Annotated in this window: 15 protein-coding genes; 3 read left to right on the top strand and 12 right to left on the bottom strand. The window is 37.6% G+C overall.

Annotated elements, in window-relative coordinates; all coding sequences use genetic code 11:
• Window positions 1–336 precede the first annotated feature (336 nt).
• From DKM50_02055 to DKM50_02025, 7 genes are all read right to left on the bottom strand, one after another.
• Window positions 337–993 carry a hypothetical protein gene (locus DKM50_02055; GenBank protein PZM83686.1) on the bottom strand — a complete coding sequence of 219 codons (657 nt, stop codon included), beginning with the start codon at window positions 991–993 and terminating at the stop codon, window positions 337–339.
• A 216-nt stretch (window positions 994–1,209) separates the two neighbouring features.
• Complete coding sequence (gene msrA / locus DKM50_02050; GenBank protein PZM83695.1) at window positions 1,210–1,761, bottom strand: peptide-methionine (S)-S-oxide reductase; 552 nt, start codon at window positions 1,759–1,761, stop codon at window positions 1,210–1,212.
• 55 nt (window positions 1,762–1,816) lie between these two features.
• On the bottom strand, window positions 1,817–3,499 hold the full coding sequence (locus DKM50_02045; GenBank protein ID PZM83685.1) for a ribonuclease J: 1,683 nt from the start codon (window positions 3,497–3,499) through the stop codon (window positions 1,817–1,819).
• A 207-nt stretch (window positions 3,500–3,706) separates the two neighbouring features.
• Window positions 3,707–4,378, bottom strand: a complete 672-nt coding sequence (locus DKM50_02040; GenBank protein PZM83684.1) for a hypothetical protein — start codon at window positions 4,376–4,378, stop codon at window positions 3,707–3,709.
• 97 nt (window positions 4,379–4,475) lie between these two features.
• Window positions 4,476–5,018: a thiol reductase thioredoxin gene (locus tag DKM50_02035; protein ID PZM83683.1), complete on the bottom strand. Its 543-nt coding sequence runs from the start codon at window positions 5,016–5,018 to the stop codon at window positions 4,476–4,478.
• Window positions 5,019–5,036: 18 nt separating this feature from the next.
• On the bottom strand, window positions 5,037–6,122 hold the full coding sequence (locus tag DKM50_02030) for a CapA family protein (protein ID PZM83682.1): 1,086 nt from the start codon (window positions 6,120–6,122) through the stop codon (window positions 5,037–5,039).
• Window positions 6,123–6,134: 12 nt separating this feature from the next.
• Entirely contained in the window at window positions 6,135–6,413 is a 279-nt protein-coding gene (locus tag DKM50_02025) for a hypothetical protein (GenBank protein PZM83681.1), read from the bottom strand.
• A 305-nt stretch (window positions 6,414–6,718) separates the two neighbouring features.
• Between DKM50_02025 and DKM50_02020 the strand changes: the two genes are divergently transcribed.
• Window positions 6,719–7,147, top strand: a complete 429-nt coding sequence (locus DKM50_02020) for a hypothetical protein (protein ID PZM83680.1) — start codon at window positions 6,719–6,721, stop codon at window positions 7,145–7,147.
• 31 nt (window positions 7,148–7,178) lie between these two features.
• Here the strand turns inward: DKM50_02020 and DKM50_02015 are convergent, their stop codons facing one another.
• Both DKM50_02015 and DKM50_02010 read right to left on the bottom strand, forming a co-directional pair.
• Window positions 7,179–8,138, bottom strand: a complete 960-nt coding sequence (locus tag DKM50_02015) for a hypothetical protein (protein PZM83679.1) — start codon at window positions 8,136–8,138, stop codon at window positions 7,179–7,181.
• 9 nt (window positions 8,139–8,147) lie between these two features.
• On the bottom strand, window positions 8,148–9,149 hold the full coding sequence (locus DKM50_02010) for a hypothetical protein (GenBank protein PZM83678.1): 1,002 nt from the start codon (window positions 9,147–9,149) through the stop codon (window positions 8,148–8,150).
• Window positions 9,150–9,367: 218 nt separating this feature from the next.
• Between DKM50_02010 and DKM50_02005 the strand changes: the two genes are divergently transcribed.
• A complete protein-coding gene (locus tag DKM50_02005; protein ID PZM83677.1) occupies window positions 9,368–10,453 on the top strand; it encodes a hypothetical protein in 1,086 nt (361 codons plus the stop codon).
• Window positions 10,454–10,478: 25 nt separating this feature from the next.
• On the opposite strand, the gene DKM50_02000 is transcribed toward DKM50_02005, so the two are convergent.
• Both DKM50_02000 and DKM50_01995 read right to left on the bottom strand, forming a co-directional pair.
• Complete coding sequence (locus DKM50_02000) at window positions 10,479–11,198, bottom strand: hypothetical protein (GenBank protein ID PZM83676.1); 720 nt, start codon at window positions 11,196–11,198, stop codon at window positions 10,479–10,481.
• 133 nt (window positions 11,199–11,331) lie between these two features.
• Window positions 11,332–12,384, bottom strand: a complete 1,053-nt coding sequence (locus tag DKM50_01995; protein ID PZM83675.1) for a hypothetical protein — start codon at window positions 12,382–12,384, stop codon at window positions 11,332–11,334.
• 193 nt (window positions 12,385–12,577) lie between these two features.
• Between DKM50_01995 and DKM50_01990 the strand changes: the two genes are divergently transcribed.
• Window positions 12,578–13,822 carry a hypothetical protein gene (locus tag DKM50_01990; protein PZM83674.1) on the top strand — a complete coding sequence of 415 codons (1,245 nt, stop codon included), beginning with the start codon at window positions 12,578–12,580 and terminating at the stop codon, window positions 13,820–13,822.
• A gap of 174 nt (window positions 13,823–13,996) precedes the next feature.
• Here the strand turns inward: DKM50_01990 and DKM50_01985 are convergent, their stop codons facing one another.
• Window positions 13,997–15,577 (bottom strand): ATP-dependent helicase, encoded by a 1,581-nt coding sequence (locus DKM50_01985; GenBank protein ID PZM83673.1) that lies wholly within the window; start codon window positions 15,575–15,577, stop codon window positions 13,997–13,999.
• Window positions 15,578–15,634: the final 57 nt, after the last annotated feature.

Below are 15,634 nucleotides of genomic sequence, written 5' to 3'. Positions count from 1 at the left end.
ATGCAGGATATAATTCTTTTATTAAAAAGGTAATTTGTATGAACCATAAATTATAGTCAGACAGTGAATAGAGCATCTAGTAGGACTGAACAGTTAGCGGATGACTTCATATGGTCAGGGGAAAAGCTATCCATGCCTCGAATTAAATTACTAGCAGAATTATCCCAAAAGGCATTCAGGAAAATTAAAAAAGGGAAGTAGAAATCCCCGCTAAAGAGGGTCTGAATAGCTGATAAAAATGTAACAATAAACACACTTGCAGTACTGGCCTGGAATTTCGAGTCCAGGCCAGCAAATAATAATTACAACAAGAAAATCGCTCTTGAGATTAGTTCACTAGTTAATAGTTTTAACGAATTCCAGAACTATACCCGTTGAATAAGTCTGGTTCAATGCCTGAGTAAAATCGGCAGTCAGTCCAAGGATCATTGTCTCATTGATCGGTTTTTGCTGGCTGACATCAAAGGTTTTCAATATCAAAGGCAAAGCTCCAAGTTGCATAAACGTACCGCTATTCGTGTTTATCTTGAGGGGAAGTACGCTACCGGTAATCAAGTTACCTCGGAGCCCCGTTTCATTGTTGGACAAGTAAGCTCTCACAAAAACACCGGTTACATTATCTGAAGCCACGATGTCAATCTGATTAGTCTTGAGAGAGAGAGAAATATTACCCGTTGCTTGCACCGGATAGAGGTCGTCGACATTGAACAGCAGGTTATTATTGGAAACAGAAAACTTAAGAAAACTTGGGGATGTCACGCTAATGGCTATAGATTGGGTTGCTATCTGACTGGCAATACCAGAAGTACGCAAGCTAGTCCCAACGGGAAGGTTAAGATTAACAATTCCCTGCGCTATAACCTGTTCTTTATTATTAACTACTACTATATCTTTATCCTCCCGATCATCATACACCTTGGAAATATGCTGGCTGCACCCCGCAATACTTAACCCAGCCAAAAGCACAAAAAAATACGGAATAGTTCTTTTCATATGAATCTCCTTTATTAATATAAAATGGGATTTTGCGAATCTCGCTCTATTAAGATTATCGATGAATTTACGGAAGGCAAATAGTTATCGCAATTTGGCTGCAACCACGGGATTATCCAGCGCACATCTTCATAATATTACAATAACTTCACATAATAAAGGCTTCTGCTACCGTAAATATTTAAGGAAAGCAAAATATCATACCTGCTTCGTACATTACTTCTTTCCTGAAGAATCAGAATCTTTTTCTTTCCAGATTCTGGCAAGATATTGTTCTCTTCCTGAAGCTGCTTTGTAGGTATTGTACCTTGCCGGGCTTTTCTTATAAAAGTCCTGGTGATACTCTTCCGCTTCGTAAAATTTCGAGGCAGGCAGAATTTTTATAACCAGCCGTTTATCAAATCGCTTACTATCCTCAAGCGCTTTCTTTGACTTTTCTGCCGATTGTTTTTGTTCGTCGTTAAGATAGAAAACAGCGGGAACGTACTGAGGCCCCCTGTCAAAAAACTGTCCATTCTCATCCGTGGGATCAATCTGTTCCCAGAATACTTCGAGCAACTTATCGTAAGACACCTTTTTAGGATCATACACAATCTCGACAGCTTCGACATGACCGGTCTTTCCAGTAGACACTTCTTCATAGGTAGGGTTCTCTTTTGTCCCTCCTGTATACCCGGAAGTAACAGCAATTACCCCATCAAGTTTTTGAAAAGGAGGCTGCATACACCAGAAACATCCTCCGGCAAAAATGGCTTTTTCATAGTTTATGTCAGTCATGGTATCGCTCCTTGTGATAATATATTTTTATATATCTTTCATATATTCAAACTTCTATCACTACAGGAAGGATCATCGGTCTTTTTTGGGTTTTCTTAAAAAGGAACTTTCCTACTCCTTCACGAATATCATCTTTGATTTGCCTTGTATCAGCCCAGGTAAGCGGTTTTGACTCGACCACAAGATTTCTGACCTTTCTGCGCAATTCCGCAATCAATTCCCGATTCTCTTTAAGAAAAACAAATCCCCTCGAAATAATATCAGGGTTCTGGGACAGTTCCCCGGTTTGATTAACGACCGTCGCAATGATGACTACCATACCATCCTCGGCAAGTACCTGCCTGTCCCGCAAAACGATATGCTGCATATCGCTGACACCTAATCCGTCAACAAAGACGTAATTACTCGGTACTTTCTTGCCGGTGAAACTGGCTTTTTCTTTATTCACAACTAAAGTAGATCCGTTATCAGGAACGAATATCCTGTTTTGAGGGAATCCGCTCCGCTGTGCCAGAAAAGCAGCTTCCTTCAGAAGATAATGGTTGGCATAGACCGGCATAAAATAGGTTGGCTGAATCATTTCGATCATTTGCAGGATATCTTTTTGCGTAGCATGGCCTCCCATATGAACGTCCATGATTTCGCTATGGACCACATGATCGCATTGCCGGTATATATTATCTTTCAGTCGCTGGATCATCCTCTCGTTACCAGGGATAACCGAAGAGGAAAAAATAACCGTATCGCTCTTTTTCAGCTTAATATGACGATGGGAACGATTGACGATCCTCGACAAAACAGCATTTTCCTCCCCCTGGGCGCCGGTACAGATCATAACGACCTTTTCATCGGGATAATCACGGATCCTTTCAATAGGGATCAACGTGCCTTTGTCCACTTTCAGATAGCCGAGTTTAATTACTAACTCAACATTTTTTTTCATGGAATACCCGTCCAAAGCTACCTTCTTATCTGTTTTTTGCGCTATCTCAATAATCCACTCAATACGTTCTATCTGGGATGCAAAGGTGCCGATAAGAACCCGTCCGGTTGCCATGTTAATAATCTCGAACAGGTTTTCATAAACGTCCTCCCAATTTCCAAGCCTTTCTTTCCTGGTCGCGCCAAGACTTTCCAGCATGAGCACGGTCGGCTTGCTCAGGTCCCTCAAGTGACGATAATCAATAGTAGAGTTTCCATTATCATCCCGCTCCATTGTCCAATCTCCCGGGTGTATTGCAGTACCTGCCGGGCTTTCGATAATGACCCCGACCGCGTCCATTATGGAATGCATAATCCTGAAAAACTTTATAGTCAGCTTCCCTAAGGGAATTATCTGATTTATGTCCTTAATATAGGTTGTTTTTAACTTATTAGACGTACCTTTCTTATAATCATCCTGCCGGTCTTTGATCAAAGAAAGGGTCAGGTCTCGTCCGATAATCGGGGGATTGCCAAGTTTTTCCAAAAGGATCGGCGCCGCTCCGATATGGTCGAGATGCCCATGACTGAATATCACTCCTTTTATTTTTTTTTCTTTACCTTCCAGGTATTTCGTGTTTGGAATAATGTAATCCATTCCAGGCATATCCTCATCCGGGAATTGTATTCCCATATCGAGGATCACAATATCGTCCCGGTATTCGAAAACAGTCATATTGCGGCCAACTTCTTCACACCCGCCTAACGGTATTATTTTGAGGTCATTGAAATATTTAATTTTATTCATAAATCTACCGGCTTTCCTTTATAAATAGTGTGCATCGTCAGCATTAATTGACCAGCACTATAATACTTATATTATTGTTTAATCAACTACTATATTTATAGGAATTAAAAATCGCAAAACCCACTATATCTCAAAAAAAATATCTCAAAAAAAATAATAAGCTATTATATATTATAATTGAAGGACCGGGTTCCTGGATTTCTATAATCAGGATCCCCATGAGAGCGCTTTTTTAGGACATTGAGATATACACAAGGAGCATTTCAGGCAATCGCTGCCGGTAACTTCGGTTTCTTTCACTGTGGATAATATATCAATATTTATAGGACATTTTTTTTCACATACTTTACAATTCAAACAAAGATTTTTATCTATCTGAATATTTGTCGAATGCCTGCCAATTATTTTTTGCATTGTTCCGACAGGGCAAAAAGAACACCAGGTCCTCGGCTTATAAATAAAACCCAGAATTATTCCAATTCCTGTGGTAACAGCGCACATAAGCCAAAAAACCCGACCAACATAATCAATCGAGGTAGGGTTTTGAGCGATACGAAAAACCAGGAATCCCATTAAGACACCCATTACCATAAGCCGGAAACTCATCTTTTTAAAAAAAACCGGAATTAATGCATTTTTTGATTTTTTAATAAAAAAAACACTTAAAAACATTCCCCGCGGACAAATATTCCCACAATGATATCTCCCGTTATATAAGCTTAAGACTACAGCTGTTAGCATAACAACCGGGACAATATACCCGAGTACCGGCAATTTCCAACCTAGTCCGATGGTAACAACCGCAAGCGACACAAACAAAAATTTCTTTATTACTACAAACTTATTTTTCAAATTTTTCATCATTGTCAACTCCTGCATGAAATTTATTTATCGACTGGATTATAACATGCGAATATAGCGATGCATAGCCCGGCACAGGAAATTATGATAAGTCGTTGTTGGATGCATTCCTACCTCAGACGCCAGCCTTCGATTGTAACCACTTTACTAATTGTTGAGGAGATAAGGCTCCAACGACTTTATCAATCTGTTTGCCATGCTGATAAAGCAGCAGCGTCGGGGTACCCATAACATAAAAAGTTGAGGACAGCGCCGGTTCATACTGCACGTTTACTTTTGCGATTTTGAGCAAGCCGGCTTTCTTTGTAGCTAACTGGTCAAGGATAGGATTAAGACGAAGGCAATAAGCACAAGTAGTTGACCAGAAGTCAACGAGTACAACTCCCGGCCAGTCAGTCACCTCTTGACGAAAAGTCTTAGAAGTTACGACGACAGACTTACTTGGATATTCCAGAATATTTTGGCAATTTCCGCATTTCAATGTGGAGTTCAGCTTGTCGACTGCAACCCGGTTGACTGTTCCGCAAGACTGGCATTTGATAAGAACAGAACGCATGGCTCCCTTCCTTTTCCTCTTCACTACATAATATATCACGCAATACCCATTCTCTTGTCTCCTCATGGTTATAGCACTTTTCCAAGAAGTAATAAACAACATTGAGAATAATTATAAGGTTTAAAACGCTGCATAATAATAATTGGAAATAACAGCAAAATTATCAGCAATAGCTCTCGCTGCATCCCCTGTAACGATCGAGGGGCAGTAATCATTAACACTAGGTTCAGAGGAGATAAGGCAAGGAATAAGATTAACAATATAGCCTTTTAATATACCTTCTTGCGCAAAAAGTTTGACTTGGAGGATAAGTGTTTTCTTATCTCTGGGATTAACATTTCCGCCAAAACAAAAATTCCCCAGGCTATATGCAATCAACTTACCTTTATAGAACTCCATAGGTTGAAGCACATGCGGATGGTGACCAAAAACCAGAGAAGCCCCGGAATCAATAGCAGCATAAGCTAATTGCCGCTGAACCGGAGAAGGTTCCTGTGCAAGTTCTTCGCCCCAATGGAAGCTAACTACAACGAGAACCCCGCGATTCACATAATAAGAAATATCCCTCTGCATCGCTGTCGGAGAACAGCGCCACTGAGCATATCCCAAAAAGACAATCGGAACATCGTTTACTTTTACTTCCCACTTATACCCGTCACCAAAGTAATTAATACCATAATGCTCTAAAGCAGCAAGAGTATCGTTAAATCCCTGTTCCAAATAATCTTTTGAGTGGTTGTTCGCTATATTAACAGCAGAAATACCACCTTTGTTCAATATTTCTGCGTATTCCGGCAACCCACGAAACCTGTATTCTTTATCTTGTGCTGTAGTAAAATTAGTTAAAGTACCTTCCAGATTTGCGACACTGATATCACTACGCCAAAACACAGGAGCCACCTTTCGAAAAAAGTAGCCTGCGCTGTATTTGCTATAATATTCATTGAAACTCCCTCGATAGTTGGGAGTAGTATCAGTTCCAAGTGTACAATCTCCAACAAGGGAAAGAATTACAGACTTAGTCTTTGTCACTGATGGCAGTCTTAAATCTTTTGCATATTCTACAGTTTGAATGTTTTTTCCAGGAGGAAAAGAGATCACGCTATTACTTGGTATCGAGGGAGAGACATGCAATCCCGCTATCACACCCAAAATAGAGCAACCAGCAAAAAATACTAAGATATAAAAAACAGCGCGCAAACCCATAGAATTAATATGTTATTTATAAATACAAAGATAAGAAGCTTCAGCCTCTACTTTTACCTGAAACCGTTGATTTGCATCAATAACAAACGAGTCTTTCGATGAAAACAATTCCCAGTCATGTCCGGGAAGTTTTACCCGAAGCGTACCGGAAGTAACAGTCATAATTTCTTTAGTGCTGGTCCCAAAGTCGTATTCTCCGGCTTTCATAACCCCTACGGTAGCTGGTCCGTCTGCGGTAGTAAGAGAGAGAGACTTTACGTTACCTTCAAAATATTCGTTAACTTTTATCATACATTTCTCCTAGCATTATAAGTTACAAATTCATCACCTTACAAAAAGGAATCTAAATTTTACTATAGCAAAGTGATTTAGGCAATTGTATCCGGGGAGTCTTCTGCTACCCGAATATTCCCGAGAAATCTTAAAATCCAGCAAACAAGCCATCGTTGAGATCCCTCGAAAATACTCGGGATCAAGAATTTCGAAGGTAACTCACCGATTATGTTTCACGAATCTGATTATTGCATCTCCTTTCCAGTTAATATATTATTAAACTATACATATAATTAATAAATAAATTAAATCGAGAAAGAATTATGAAAAATAAAACACTCTATTGCAGTTATTATTACAAACATCGAAGTGAATACGATAACATAACAAAAATATACGCCGGCACAGGCAGTTTATCCATCCAAAACAAGGATTTTTGTGAAGATAATCCGCGAAAATTACTCACTCAAATGCAACTTGAGATTCAAAACTATATGAACCCGGCAGACACATTGGTAATGTTAATTGAGGATGACACACACAACAAAGGATTAGCTCAATTTATGATCAACTACGCAGCCCAGAAAGACAAAGAAGTAGTTGCGATATTCCTTCCAGGCAAAGCTCTTTGTAAAATACCTCCTGCTCTGATTGATCTCAATTTCAAAAGGTATAAAAAGCTATCATTAATCAAATATGATGACGAAAGTATTATTGATTCTCTCAATGGCATCTATTCATGGGATGACTAATCAGCAGATTAAACTTTTAACATAGCATTAATTAGATAACATCCATCATATCAAATTTCTTCATTAGCTCTTCCGGTACTGGAACCGGATATTCCGGCGGCACATCATTATTAATATTTTTCCCATTTATCAACTGATCATACAAATCAGTAGCATTTTCTACTGATAGAATGTTTTTTTTATACTCATCATAAAAAAGTCTGTATATACCTATCTGAATAGCTCTTCTGGAATCAGCCTTATAGAGCTGGCTGTTTCTGTCAGGGTCCCATTGTACCCGGTTTAAATTCCTGACTAAAGCTCTTTTATGCGATTTGGTATCAGGATAAAAACCATTTTTGGGAATCGTTGTTAACGCCGCAGTTGCAAGCAGGTCATAAAAAAAACTACGTTTAATATCAATTTTTAAAATTATCTGCTTTTCTTCGTTATCTTGATTAGTATTATGGTATCTATATAACATCCAATATAATGAAGGTTTTATCCAGGTCATAGACCTTTTATCATCAAATTTACGCCCAAACGTCTGAAGATGAATAGCTTCCAAGGCAATGTCGGGCTCAAAAGATTGATATACGGTAATTTTATCTGTATCATAAGCTGCTCTAATACGCCGGGGGGAAAAATCCAGGTTAGCCGTAGATAAAACATAGGTATCTGTTTTAGGATTAATCCCGATGTTATCTATCATGTCTTGTGGTTTTTCCACTGTAATCAAATATTTCTCATTGCCATCCGGCAAAACAGCTTTAACGTATAAAGGATTTGAAATTGACGTCTCATTTTGAAGCATATTGATATAAGAACCAGCATAAACTATTGGTCCGGAGAGTCCTTCACAAGTAAAAACTATATTTTCCTTATCAAGTTTAGCGTCCTTTATAGTTAAAAAAGTTTCGTCGCCTCTTGGGAAATCAGGGGAAATAATCCTCATTGTCTTTGCTTTGTTTAGCAAGATTGGGAAATGAATATCTATTATTTTTTTCAACATGACTATTCCTTAATGAGCAGTTTCATCGTATTTTACTAACGCAATAGGCGTGATCCCTGTAATTGCGTCATTAAACAGTGTAGCAGTTTTGTCTAACAGAACTATGTTATATGAATTTACTTCATTTTTTACACCTAAGCCAAAATTGCGAGGGCAATACTTGGGGGATAAAGGATCAATACCGAGACAACTTTTATACTTCAATAACTCTAAACATTTATTGATAAAATCGTTATAAACAGCAGGTTGAATCGATATTTCCAAAACTATGAATTTTTTGTATGAACTAAATTTATTATAAAAATTTACTGAGTATGAATCAACAAAAGAAAAATAAGTTCCACTCATATGTTTAGTATCATAAAGATAATCCTCTCCGGGTAATCCATCCGGTGAACCCTCAGGTTTATATATTTTTTGCCGGTCAAGCATAGCTAGTCCTCGATCATAATCTACGTTCAGATATAAACAGTTCTTTTTACCAAAATTCTTCAATTTAGCTAAAAAGACAGCTTCTCGTTCCTTATATTCAGTATCCACAGTTATTCTTTTTAATGCAGTTGGGTCAACCTTGTCTTTTAAATAAATTTTGGCAAAGTTTTTCATCGGTGTTTCCGATAAATAATATAATCTCTTTATTGTCCTGTTACTTCCAATTCTGGCATCATATCTCTGATACCCTTTTAAATTTGCTAAGAGCTGTATTTCTTTCAACCTGTCTTTGCTTTCAAGAAGCGAGTTATAATCATCATCATCCACAGCTTTTATAAGTTTTTTAACAAGAGCTCGTTCTATCTGGTTCCGAAATGTTTTTAATTGTCGTAAAACATTCTTCGCTTCCGGCGAAAAAATTGTTCTAGTATCCTTTTGAAACTTCGATAGTTCCGCCCATAATTTAGAGTATTTTTTAGGTATAGTTTGATCTTGTGTAAACGCAACGTTATCGTCCTTGGCCGTTAGCTGGATTCTATCGTCTACTCCTGCAAACAATTTAGCTGATAAATAGCTCATATAGTCTTTTCCTGGTAATTAGTTAATCTTGCTATTAATATACCCGGAGTCAATCTCGCATAAACATTTATAGTTTTTTCTGTAACTAAATTAGTATCGTAAGAGAACACAAAAGATTTCGATATTACATAAAAATTTTCGTCACTATAATAAAATCAATGCAATTACCAAGCAAAACCATACGATAATATACTAAAAATAGCTAAAGGTCTATAAAAATGCTAAATAAGCTTGTGAGTATTCCAAAGGAAATCGTTCATAGTGCTGATTGGGCTTTTATAAATAAATCCAGAACTATGCCATTGGATTTCTTAGAATCTTCATTAAAAAATTGGGAAAAACTCAATCCCCTTGAGCGAAGGATCATGTTGGAACATTTATTATTTAATGTAGACCTTGGGCATTACTTGTTAAATAAAACCATGGAAACACAGCTTAACAATTTGACTATTCTCGATGAAGATCAAAGCAAACTGGTGACTCGTATCATAAACAAGATGATTGAAACCGAACAAAACAACCCTGTCATGGGAAGAGGTTTAGAATATTTCCTTGCTGAAGAACTGAAAGAGTTGAAAACTAATGTGGATAATTACTGCGACAAATATAGTTTTGGATTTCTCGACGGGGTAACCCAAAATCTTAACAGAATATTCAGCTTCAGCAAAACGTTTACCCTCGCAGGACCCAACCTGAAATTAGATATTTTTTATTCCACTATTTTTAATTCACTAGAGACAGCAAGAAAATTCGGAAGAAGAGAACCTTTTCTTGACATTCTTTCGATCTATTTTTTCCAAAAACAAAATTTAGTTGAACTTTACGAGCCGGAAGATCCTGATAAAGCAAAACAATTTATTGGGTTTCTCTATGATATTCTCGATGAACATGTCATAAAAAACCTTATTATTTTCAATTTACACATACCGATGGATCAATCGAACAAACCGGAATATGAAAAATTAGCAAACATGATAATTAACCTGGCTCTAACAGAGGAAGAGGAAAACCCTGATAATGACAGGGTAACCAGGCTTATGACTGAACTACAACCACCAAGCAATGCTAGTGAACTGGTAAATAATCTCAAAGATCTTTATACAACTATTAATCAAAAAATAATTACCTATTCTCGAAGCCCCTACGATAAATCTGTAAGAAATGAAGCATTAATTGCCAGAAGCTTTTTCCTTGAGCGCGGAGTGATTCCATCTCGGCAGAATAAGCAGTTAGAACACCCCTGTTTTAATACCTTCAGAACAAGCAGCAGTTCAAGCAAATTACCGATGCTCTCAATTCTCTAGAATTATTAATTCACTAACAACCATGCTACTTGGCAATATCAATTAACTCCACTTCGAAAATCAGTGCCGAATTAGGACCGATTGTTTCGCCTGCTCCATTCTCCCCGTATCCAAGATGGGAAGGAATGAAAAGCTTGTATTTACTGCCGACATTCATTAATTGTAAAGCTTCTGTCCATCCGGGAATGACTCCGTTAAGTGCTAATGTAGCCGGAACACCGCGTTTATACGAACTATCGAACTCTGTTCCATTAATAAGTGTTCCTCGATAGTGAACGGAGACTCTATCTGTCGCTTTTGGTTTAGCACCGGTCCCTTTCGTAAGAACGAGATATTGCAATCCACTCTTCGTTTCAATAACTCCGGCTACTTTTTTATTATTTGCCAGAAACTTTTGACCTGCACTAAGATTCTTCTCCGCTAATTCAGATTCCTTTTTCTCATTCACTTTTTGTTTCTCCTGAAGCTGCTTCATTACTGCAACAAACTGCTCTTGCGTAATCAATGGCTGATTGCCTGACATCCGGTCCTTAATGCCTCGAGATAACAAATCAATATTGAGTTTTGCGTCATCCCCTAATTGACTTAAGCTGCCGCCGATATTCAATCCTAATGCGTAGCTGAGTTTCTCATCAAAAGTGTCTAACTTTACATTTTTCGTACTGACATCATTAGCTGCAAATCCGCAAACTGATAACGAAAACAACAATATTCCAGCAGTAATGCTCACCTTATATGTATTCATTTGTTCCTCCGATTTTTAAGTAACTTTTTGACATTATAACAAATGTTACGGAATAAACATATATAGAAGACAGACACCGCGGTCCGGCCCCAACCAGCGATAGCTAAATAGTATCAGTCTTTCATAAATAGGGTTAATAGTCCCAATTATAAATCAGGTTACCTTCTTCATCATAAGATTGCCGTTTGGTTTTTTCATCATTTTTATAATTCATCTCGTACTTAACTTTGCCATTTTCATAGAATTCTTTCGCTGTTCCGTTACGTTTACCTTCACTGAAATTAATTTCCTGCTTAGGTTTGCCATTTTCATAGAATTCAGCCTGAAACCCTTCAGGATTATCTTCTCTAAAGCTGCCTTGCAACTTGAGTGTTCCATTTTCATAATATTCTCGTGCAATACCATCTTTCTTATCGTTCCTGAAGTTTATTTCCGACTTTAACTTTTTATTCTCATAGTATGCTTTATACACGCCCTCAAGTTTGTCATCTTTATAATGAGCTTGATCCGCTAACATCCCACTCTCGTAATATTTGCTTGAAATACCGGAAATTTTCCCTTTTTTTAATGTTGATTCTCCTTTTAATGCACCGCCCTCATAGAACTCTTTAACGGAACCGTCGATAACGCCATCGATATAAGCCCACTGCGCTTTCAACTTGCCGTTTTCATGATATTCACTCCATATTCCCTGCTTAATATTATCAGAACACCCGCCCTCACCTCGTAATGCACCACTCTCATAGTAATCTCTCTGCATACCGTCGATTTTGTTATTCTTATAGTTTCGTAACGCTTTTACTGTTTTATTTTCGAAGTACGATCTAACCAATCCCTCAAGTTTGTCATTCTTATAGGTTCCTTCACTCAATAAAGCTCCGTTTTCATAATAATCTTTTACTTCACCCTCTTGTTTGTTATCCTTGTATGTCGTAATAGATTGTAACGTACCGTCCTCATAATACTGGTTAACCATACCATCAGGAATATTGCCATTTTGTGTTACCAGTTCAGATAAGCTAGTATAGCTCTGAGTTGCAATTGCCACATCCCCGTCATAAAAAACGGCAAGAAAACTGCCATCGTCGTTAGCAATGGCAGTTCTCGTAATTGTATCGGCAAAAGATATTCCTACTAGAGATAATGATATAAGAGCACTGAATATTAAAACCATTTGTTTGTTCATAAAACTTAACTCCTTAAATTTTTAGTACAATTAATTTCTATTATATATTGAAACATTATTTTGTCATAGCAAGAACCATTCAGGAAAAACCGGCAACAGCAAATAAGCCACCTGCTTTATCAACACTAATATTTGCATTATCAGAAAAAACAGCTTATACTACGTCATTAAACTACAAGAAATATATTCTCAGATGAATAGAGTCCATATGAAGAATAATAATAAAACACAGGATCAACCTTCGACAGAAAGTCAGCTCTCGACTCGCGCACTTGAAAGACGGATTAAACGAAGATTCCTTAAAGAAGTTCATTCCTTTTTTGCTTCCTGCTCCCAGGGATTCGAAAATATCCTGGCTCAGGAACTCAAAAACATTGAAGGGGTAACCAATCTCGTAATCGTAGAAGGCGGAGTGGAATACTCGGGTGAACTCAGATTAATGTATGAATCTAATCTAAGATTAAGAACGGCAAATAGGATATTAATGCGGATTGCATCGTTCAATGGCAAATCATATCCGACGCTTTTTAACAAAGTCAGGACAAAACCATGGGAACTCTACCTTGGTATCAATCCGGAAATAAACATTAATGTTACCGCAAAACAATCACGGCTGCATCATACCGGGAATATAGCCAAAACCATCGCAGACGGTATAAAGAATTACTACCAGAGATTTAACCAGGATATTTCAGTAAAAGAAGACGCGAGCAAAACTATCTTCGTTCGATTTTTTGACGATGCCTGTACCATAAGCCTGGATACTTCCGGTGAACATCTACATAAAAGAGGCTATAAATCACACAATGTCGATGCTCCTATACGAGAAACCTATGCAGCAGGGCTTCTCCTTAAATATGGAGTTGAGAATTATAACACAATCGTCGATCCATTCTGCGGTTCGGGCACTTTATTATTTGAGGCAGCCAGTATTGTTCACAGTGTCCAGGCTGGCAGCATAAGGGATTTTGCCTTTTTCGACTTTGCTTTTTTCAATAAAGGATTGTGGGAAAAGATAAAGAAGGAGAATCCTGCCCGAGATATTCCCACAAAGATAGATCATATTCGGTTTTTCGGCTTTGATATTGAAGAAAAAGCAATAGAAGCAGCACGCAGTAATAGCAAAAAGCTAGAAATGGATGAACTAATATCATTTCAGGCTCAGGATGCACGGATACTAAAAAACAGATGGGAAAACAAAGGACTAATCCTTGCAAACTTGCCTTATGGAATAAGACTGTCAGGAAAACAAGAAGATATACGTCAGTTATATAAAGACTTCGGGGAAACCCTCCGCAACGAGTTCAAAGGCTGGACAGGACTCTTCATCTCAAACAGCATCCCCTATTTACAATTACTCCCAGTCAAAGTAAAAAACTCTTTTCAGTTTTCTAACGGTGGAATAAAAGTTACCGCACATTGGGGAAGTATTAAATAATATTTATTTTTTATACCTCTAAATCCGAGAAAATGAAGCAAAAAGATCTGATGAAAAGCCATACCCGCTTAAGTATTTTTTCAATATACTAAATAACAAAAAAACTGCATGGCTTGTAAATTATTATTACAAAACCATGCAGTCTGTTATGAAAAATGTTTGGATCTTAAAAAACTATTTCTTATCTTTCGCTCTTGTGACCAAAGGTTTTTGTCCCCGTTTGTTTTCGTTAAATACGCCCAAAATTATTTCAGCTTCTTTAAATGGCGTTGTAATAAAGGAAAACTTATCGAATATCTGGACATCCTGAATATTTCTATCATTCACATTTGTTTTTTGTCTAATAAAATCAACCAGTTTTCTAGGTGTCATTCCATCTATTTTGCCTCTGGCAACGAACAATCTTGATTTGCCCTTATAATCAACAGTTTCTTCTCTAATCTCATTATAATTCTTGGAATCCAGTTCATCCTGAAAGGTGTATTTAAGGATAGCAGCCAAAATATCAGCTGATTGGTATTCCGAAAGAAGTTCTTGTGCCATTTCTTGATAATTATCAAAGTTTTCCATCTTAACAATATTATCAAGCTCGTTCTTAATTCTAACTTTTTTTATTTTAATAATGTCTTCTATTTTCGGTAATTTTTCTTTTCTAATGTCTGTCTTGGCAATTTTCTGGATAAAAAGAAGTCGGCGATATTCTTCCCGGGTAACAAAGGTTATAGCAGTTCCCTGCTTACCTGCTCTTCCTGTTCTCCCGATACGATGCACGTATGATTCCGGGTCTTGAGGCAAAGAATAATTAAGAACATGAGACAGATTATTAATATCTATTCCACGGGCTGCAACATCAGTTGCTACCAGGATAGTAATACGTTTCTTTTTGAATTTATCAAGTATCTTTTCACGCTGCGCCTGCGAAATGTCGCCATGCAATCCGTCTGCATCGTACCCGCGCTCATTGAGCCTGCTCGCGATCTCATCAACATCGATCTTTGTCCTACAGAAAACAAGCCCGTAGAACTCTATCTCGATATCAATAATTCTGCAAAGTGCTTCGAATTTTTCAGAGGATGAAACCTCGAAGTATATCTGGTCAGTAAGATCAACCGTCATATTTTCTTTTCTTACTGCGATAACTTCATATTTTTTCATGTAATTCTTTGCGATATCTAATATTTCACGAGGCATTGTAGCCGAAAACAACAACGTTCTTTTTTCAACACTTGTACTTTTCAAAATTTCTTCGACATCCTCGATGAATCCCATTGCAAGCATTTCGTCTGCTTCATCAAGAACTAGATAGGAGATAGAATCTAATTTCATACTGCGTCTGCGGAGGTGATCAAGAATGCGTCCTGGAGTACCGACGATAACATCAACTCCACGTTTAAGCCTTCTGAATTGTTCTTCGATTGATTGACCGCCATATATCGGAACGATCTGTAGGTTTTTTTGTCCTTTTAGGGAATTCAGCTCCTCAGCGACCTGTATTGCCAGTTCTCGTGTAGGAACCAAGATTAAAGCTTGTGTTACTTTTGATTTTTCCTCAATCTTCTCGATAATTGGAATTCCAAAAGCTGCAGTCTTGCCGGTTCCTGTTTGCGCTTGCCCGATAATATCTACTTCGCCCTTAAGCAGTATAGGGATCGTTTGCTCTTGAATTGGTGTTGGCTCTTCAAAACCTTTTTTCTTCAAGGCCTTTAAGGTGTCTTCCGACAACCCAAGTTTTCTAAATTTTTCCAGTGTTTCCATGATTATCTCTTCTTTCAACTATTTTAATTACTTGTTCCAAAAAACATGTCTCTTTAT

This window comes from Candidatus Margulisiibacteriota bacterium (assembly GCA_003242895.1).
Classification (GTDB): Bacteria; Margulisbacteria; Riflemargulisbacteria; order GWF2-39-127; family GWF2-39-127; genus GWF2-39-127.
This window is presented reverse-complemented; position numbering and strand designations above follow the sequence as displayed.

Bases quoted from the DNA above. Each gene is read 5' to 3' on its own strand.
- DKM50_02055 (PZM83686.1), bottom strand. From the start codon at position 993: ATGAAAAGAACTATTCCGTATTTTTTTGTGCTTTTGGCTGGGTTAAGT.
- DKM50_02045 (PZM83685.1), bottom strand. From the start codon at position 3,499: ATGAATAAAATTAAATATTTCAATGACCTCAAAATAATACCGTTAGGC.
- DKM50_02040 (PZM83684.1), bottom strand. From the start codon at position 4,378: ATGCAGGAGTTGACAATGATGAAAAATTTGAAAAATAAGTTTGTAGTA.
- DKM50_02035 (PZM83683.1), bottom strand. From the start codon at position 5,018: ATGTTGTTTATTACTTCTTGGAAAAGTGCTATAACCATGAGGAGACAA.
- DKM50_02030 (PZM83682.1), bottom strand. From the start codon at position 6,122: ATGGGTTTGCGCGCTGTTTTTTATATCTTAGTATTTTTTGCTGGTTGC.
- DKM50_02025 (PZM83681.1), bottom strand. From the start codon at position 6,413: ATGATAAAAGTTAACGAATATTTTGAAGGTAACGTAAAGTCTCTCTCT.
- DKM50_02020 (PZM83680.1), top strand. From the start codon at position 6,719: ATGAAAAATAAAACACTCTATTGCAGTTATTATTACAAACATCGAAGT.
- DKM50_02015 (PZM83679.1), bottom strand. From the start codon at position 8,138: ATGTTGAAAAAAATAATAGATATTCATTTCCCAATCTTGCTAAACAAA.
- DKM50_02010 (PZM83678.1), bottom strand. From the start codon at position 9,149: ATGAGCTATTTATCAGCTAAATTGTTTGCAGGAGTAGACGATAGAATC.
- DKM50_02005 (PZM83677.1), top strand. From the start codon at position 9,368: ATGCTAAATAAGCTTGTGAGTATTCCAAAGGAAATCGTTCATAGTGCT.
- DKM50_02000 (PZM83676.1), bottom strand. From the start codon at position 11,198: ATGAATACATATAAGGTGAGCATTACTGCTGGAATATTGTTGTTTTCG.
- DKM50_01995 (PZM83675.1), bottom strand. From the start codon at position 12,384: ATGAACAAACAAATGGTTTTAATATTCAGTGCTCTTATATCATTATCT.
- DKM50_01990 (PZM83674.1), top strand. From the start codon at position 12,578: ATGAATAGAGTCCATATGAAGAATAATAATAAAACACAGGATCAACCT.
- DKM50_01985 (PZM83673.1), bottom strand. From the start codon at position 15,577: ATGGAAACACTGGAAAAATTTAGAAAACTTGGGTTGTCGGAAGACACC.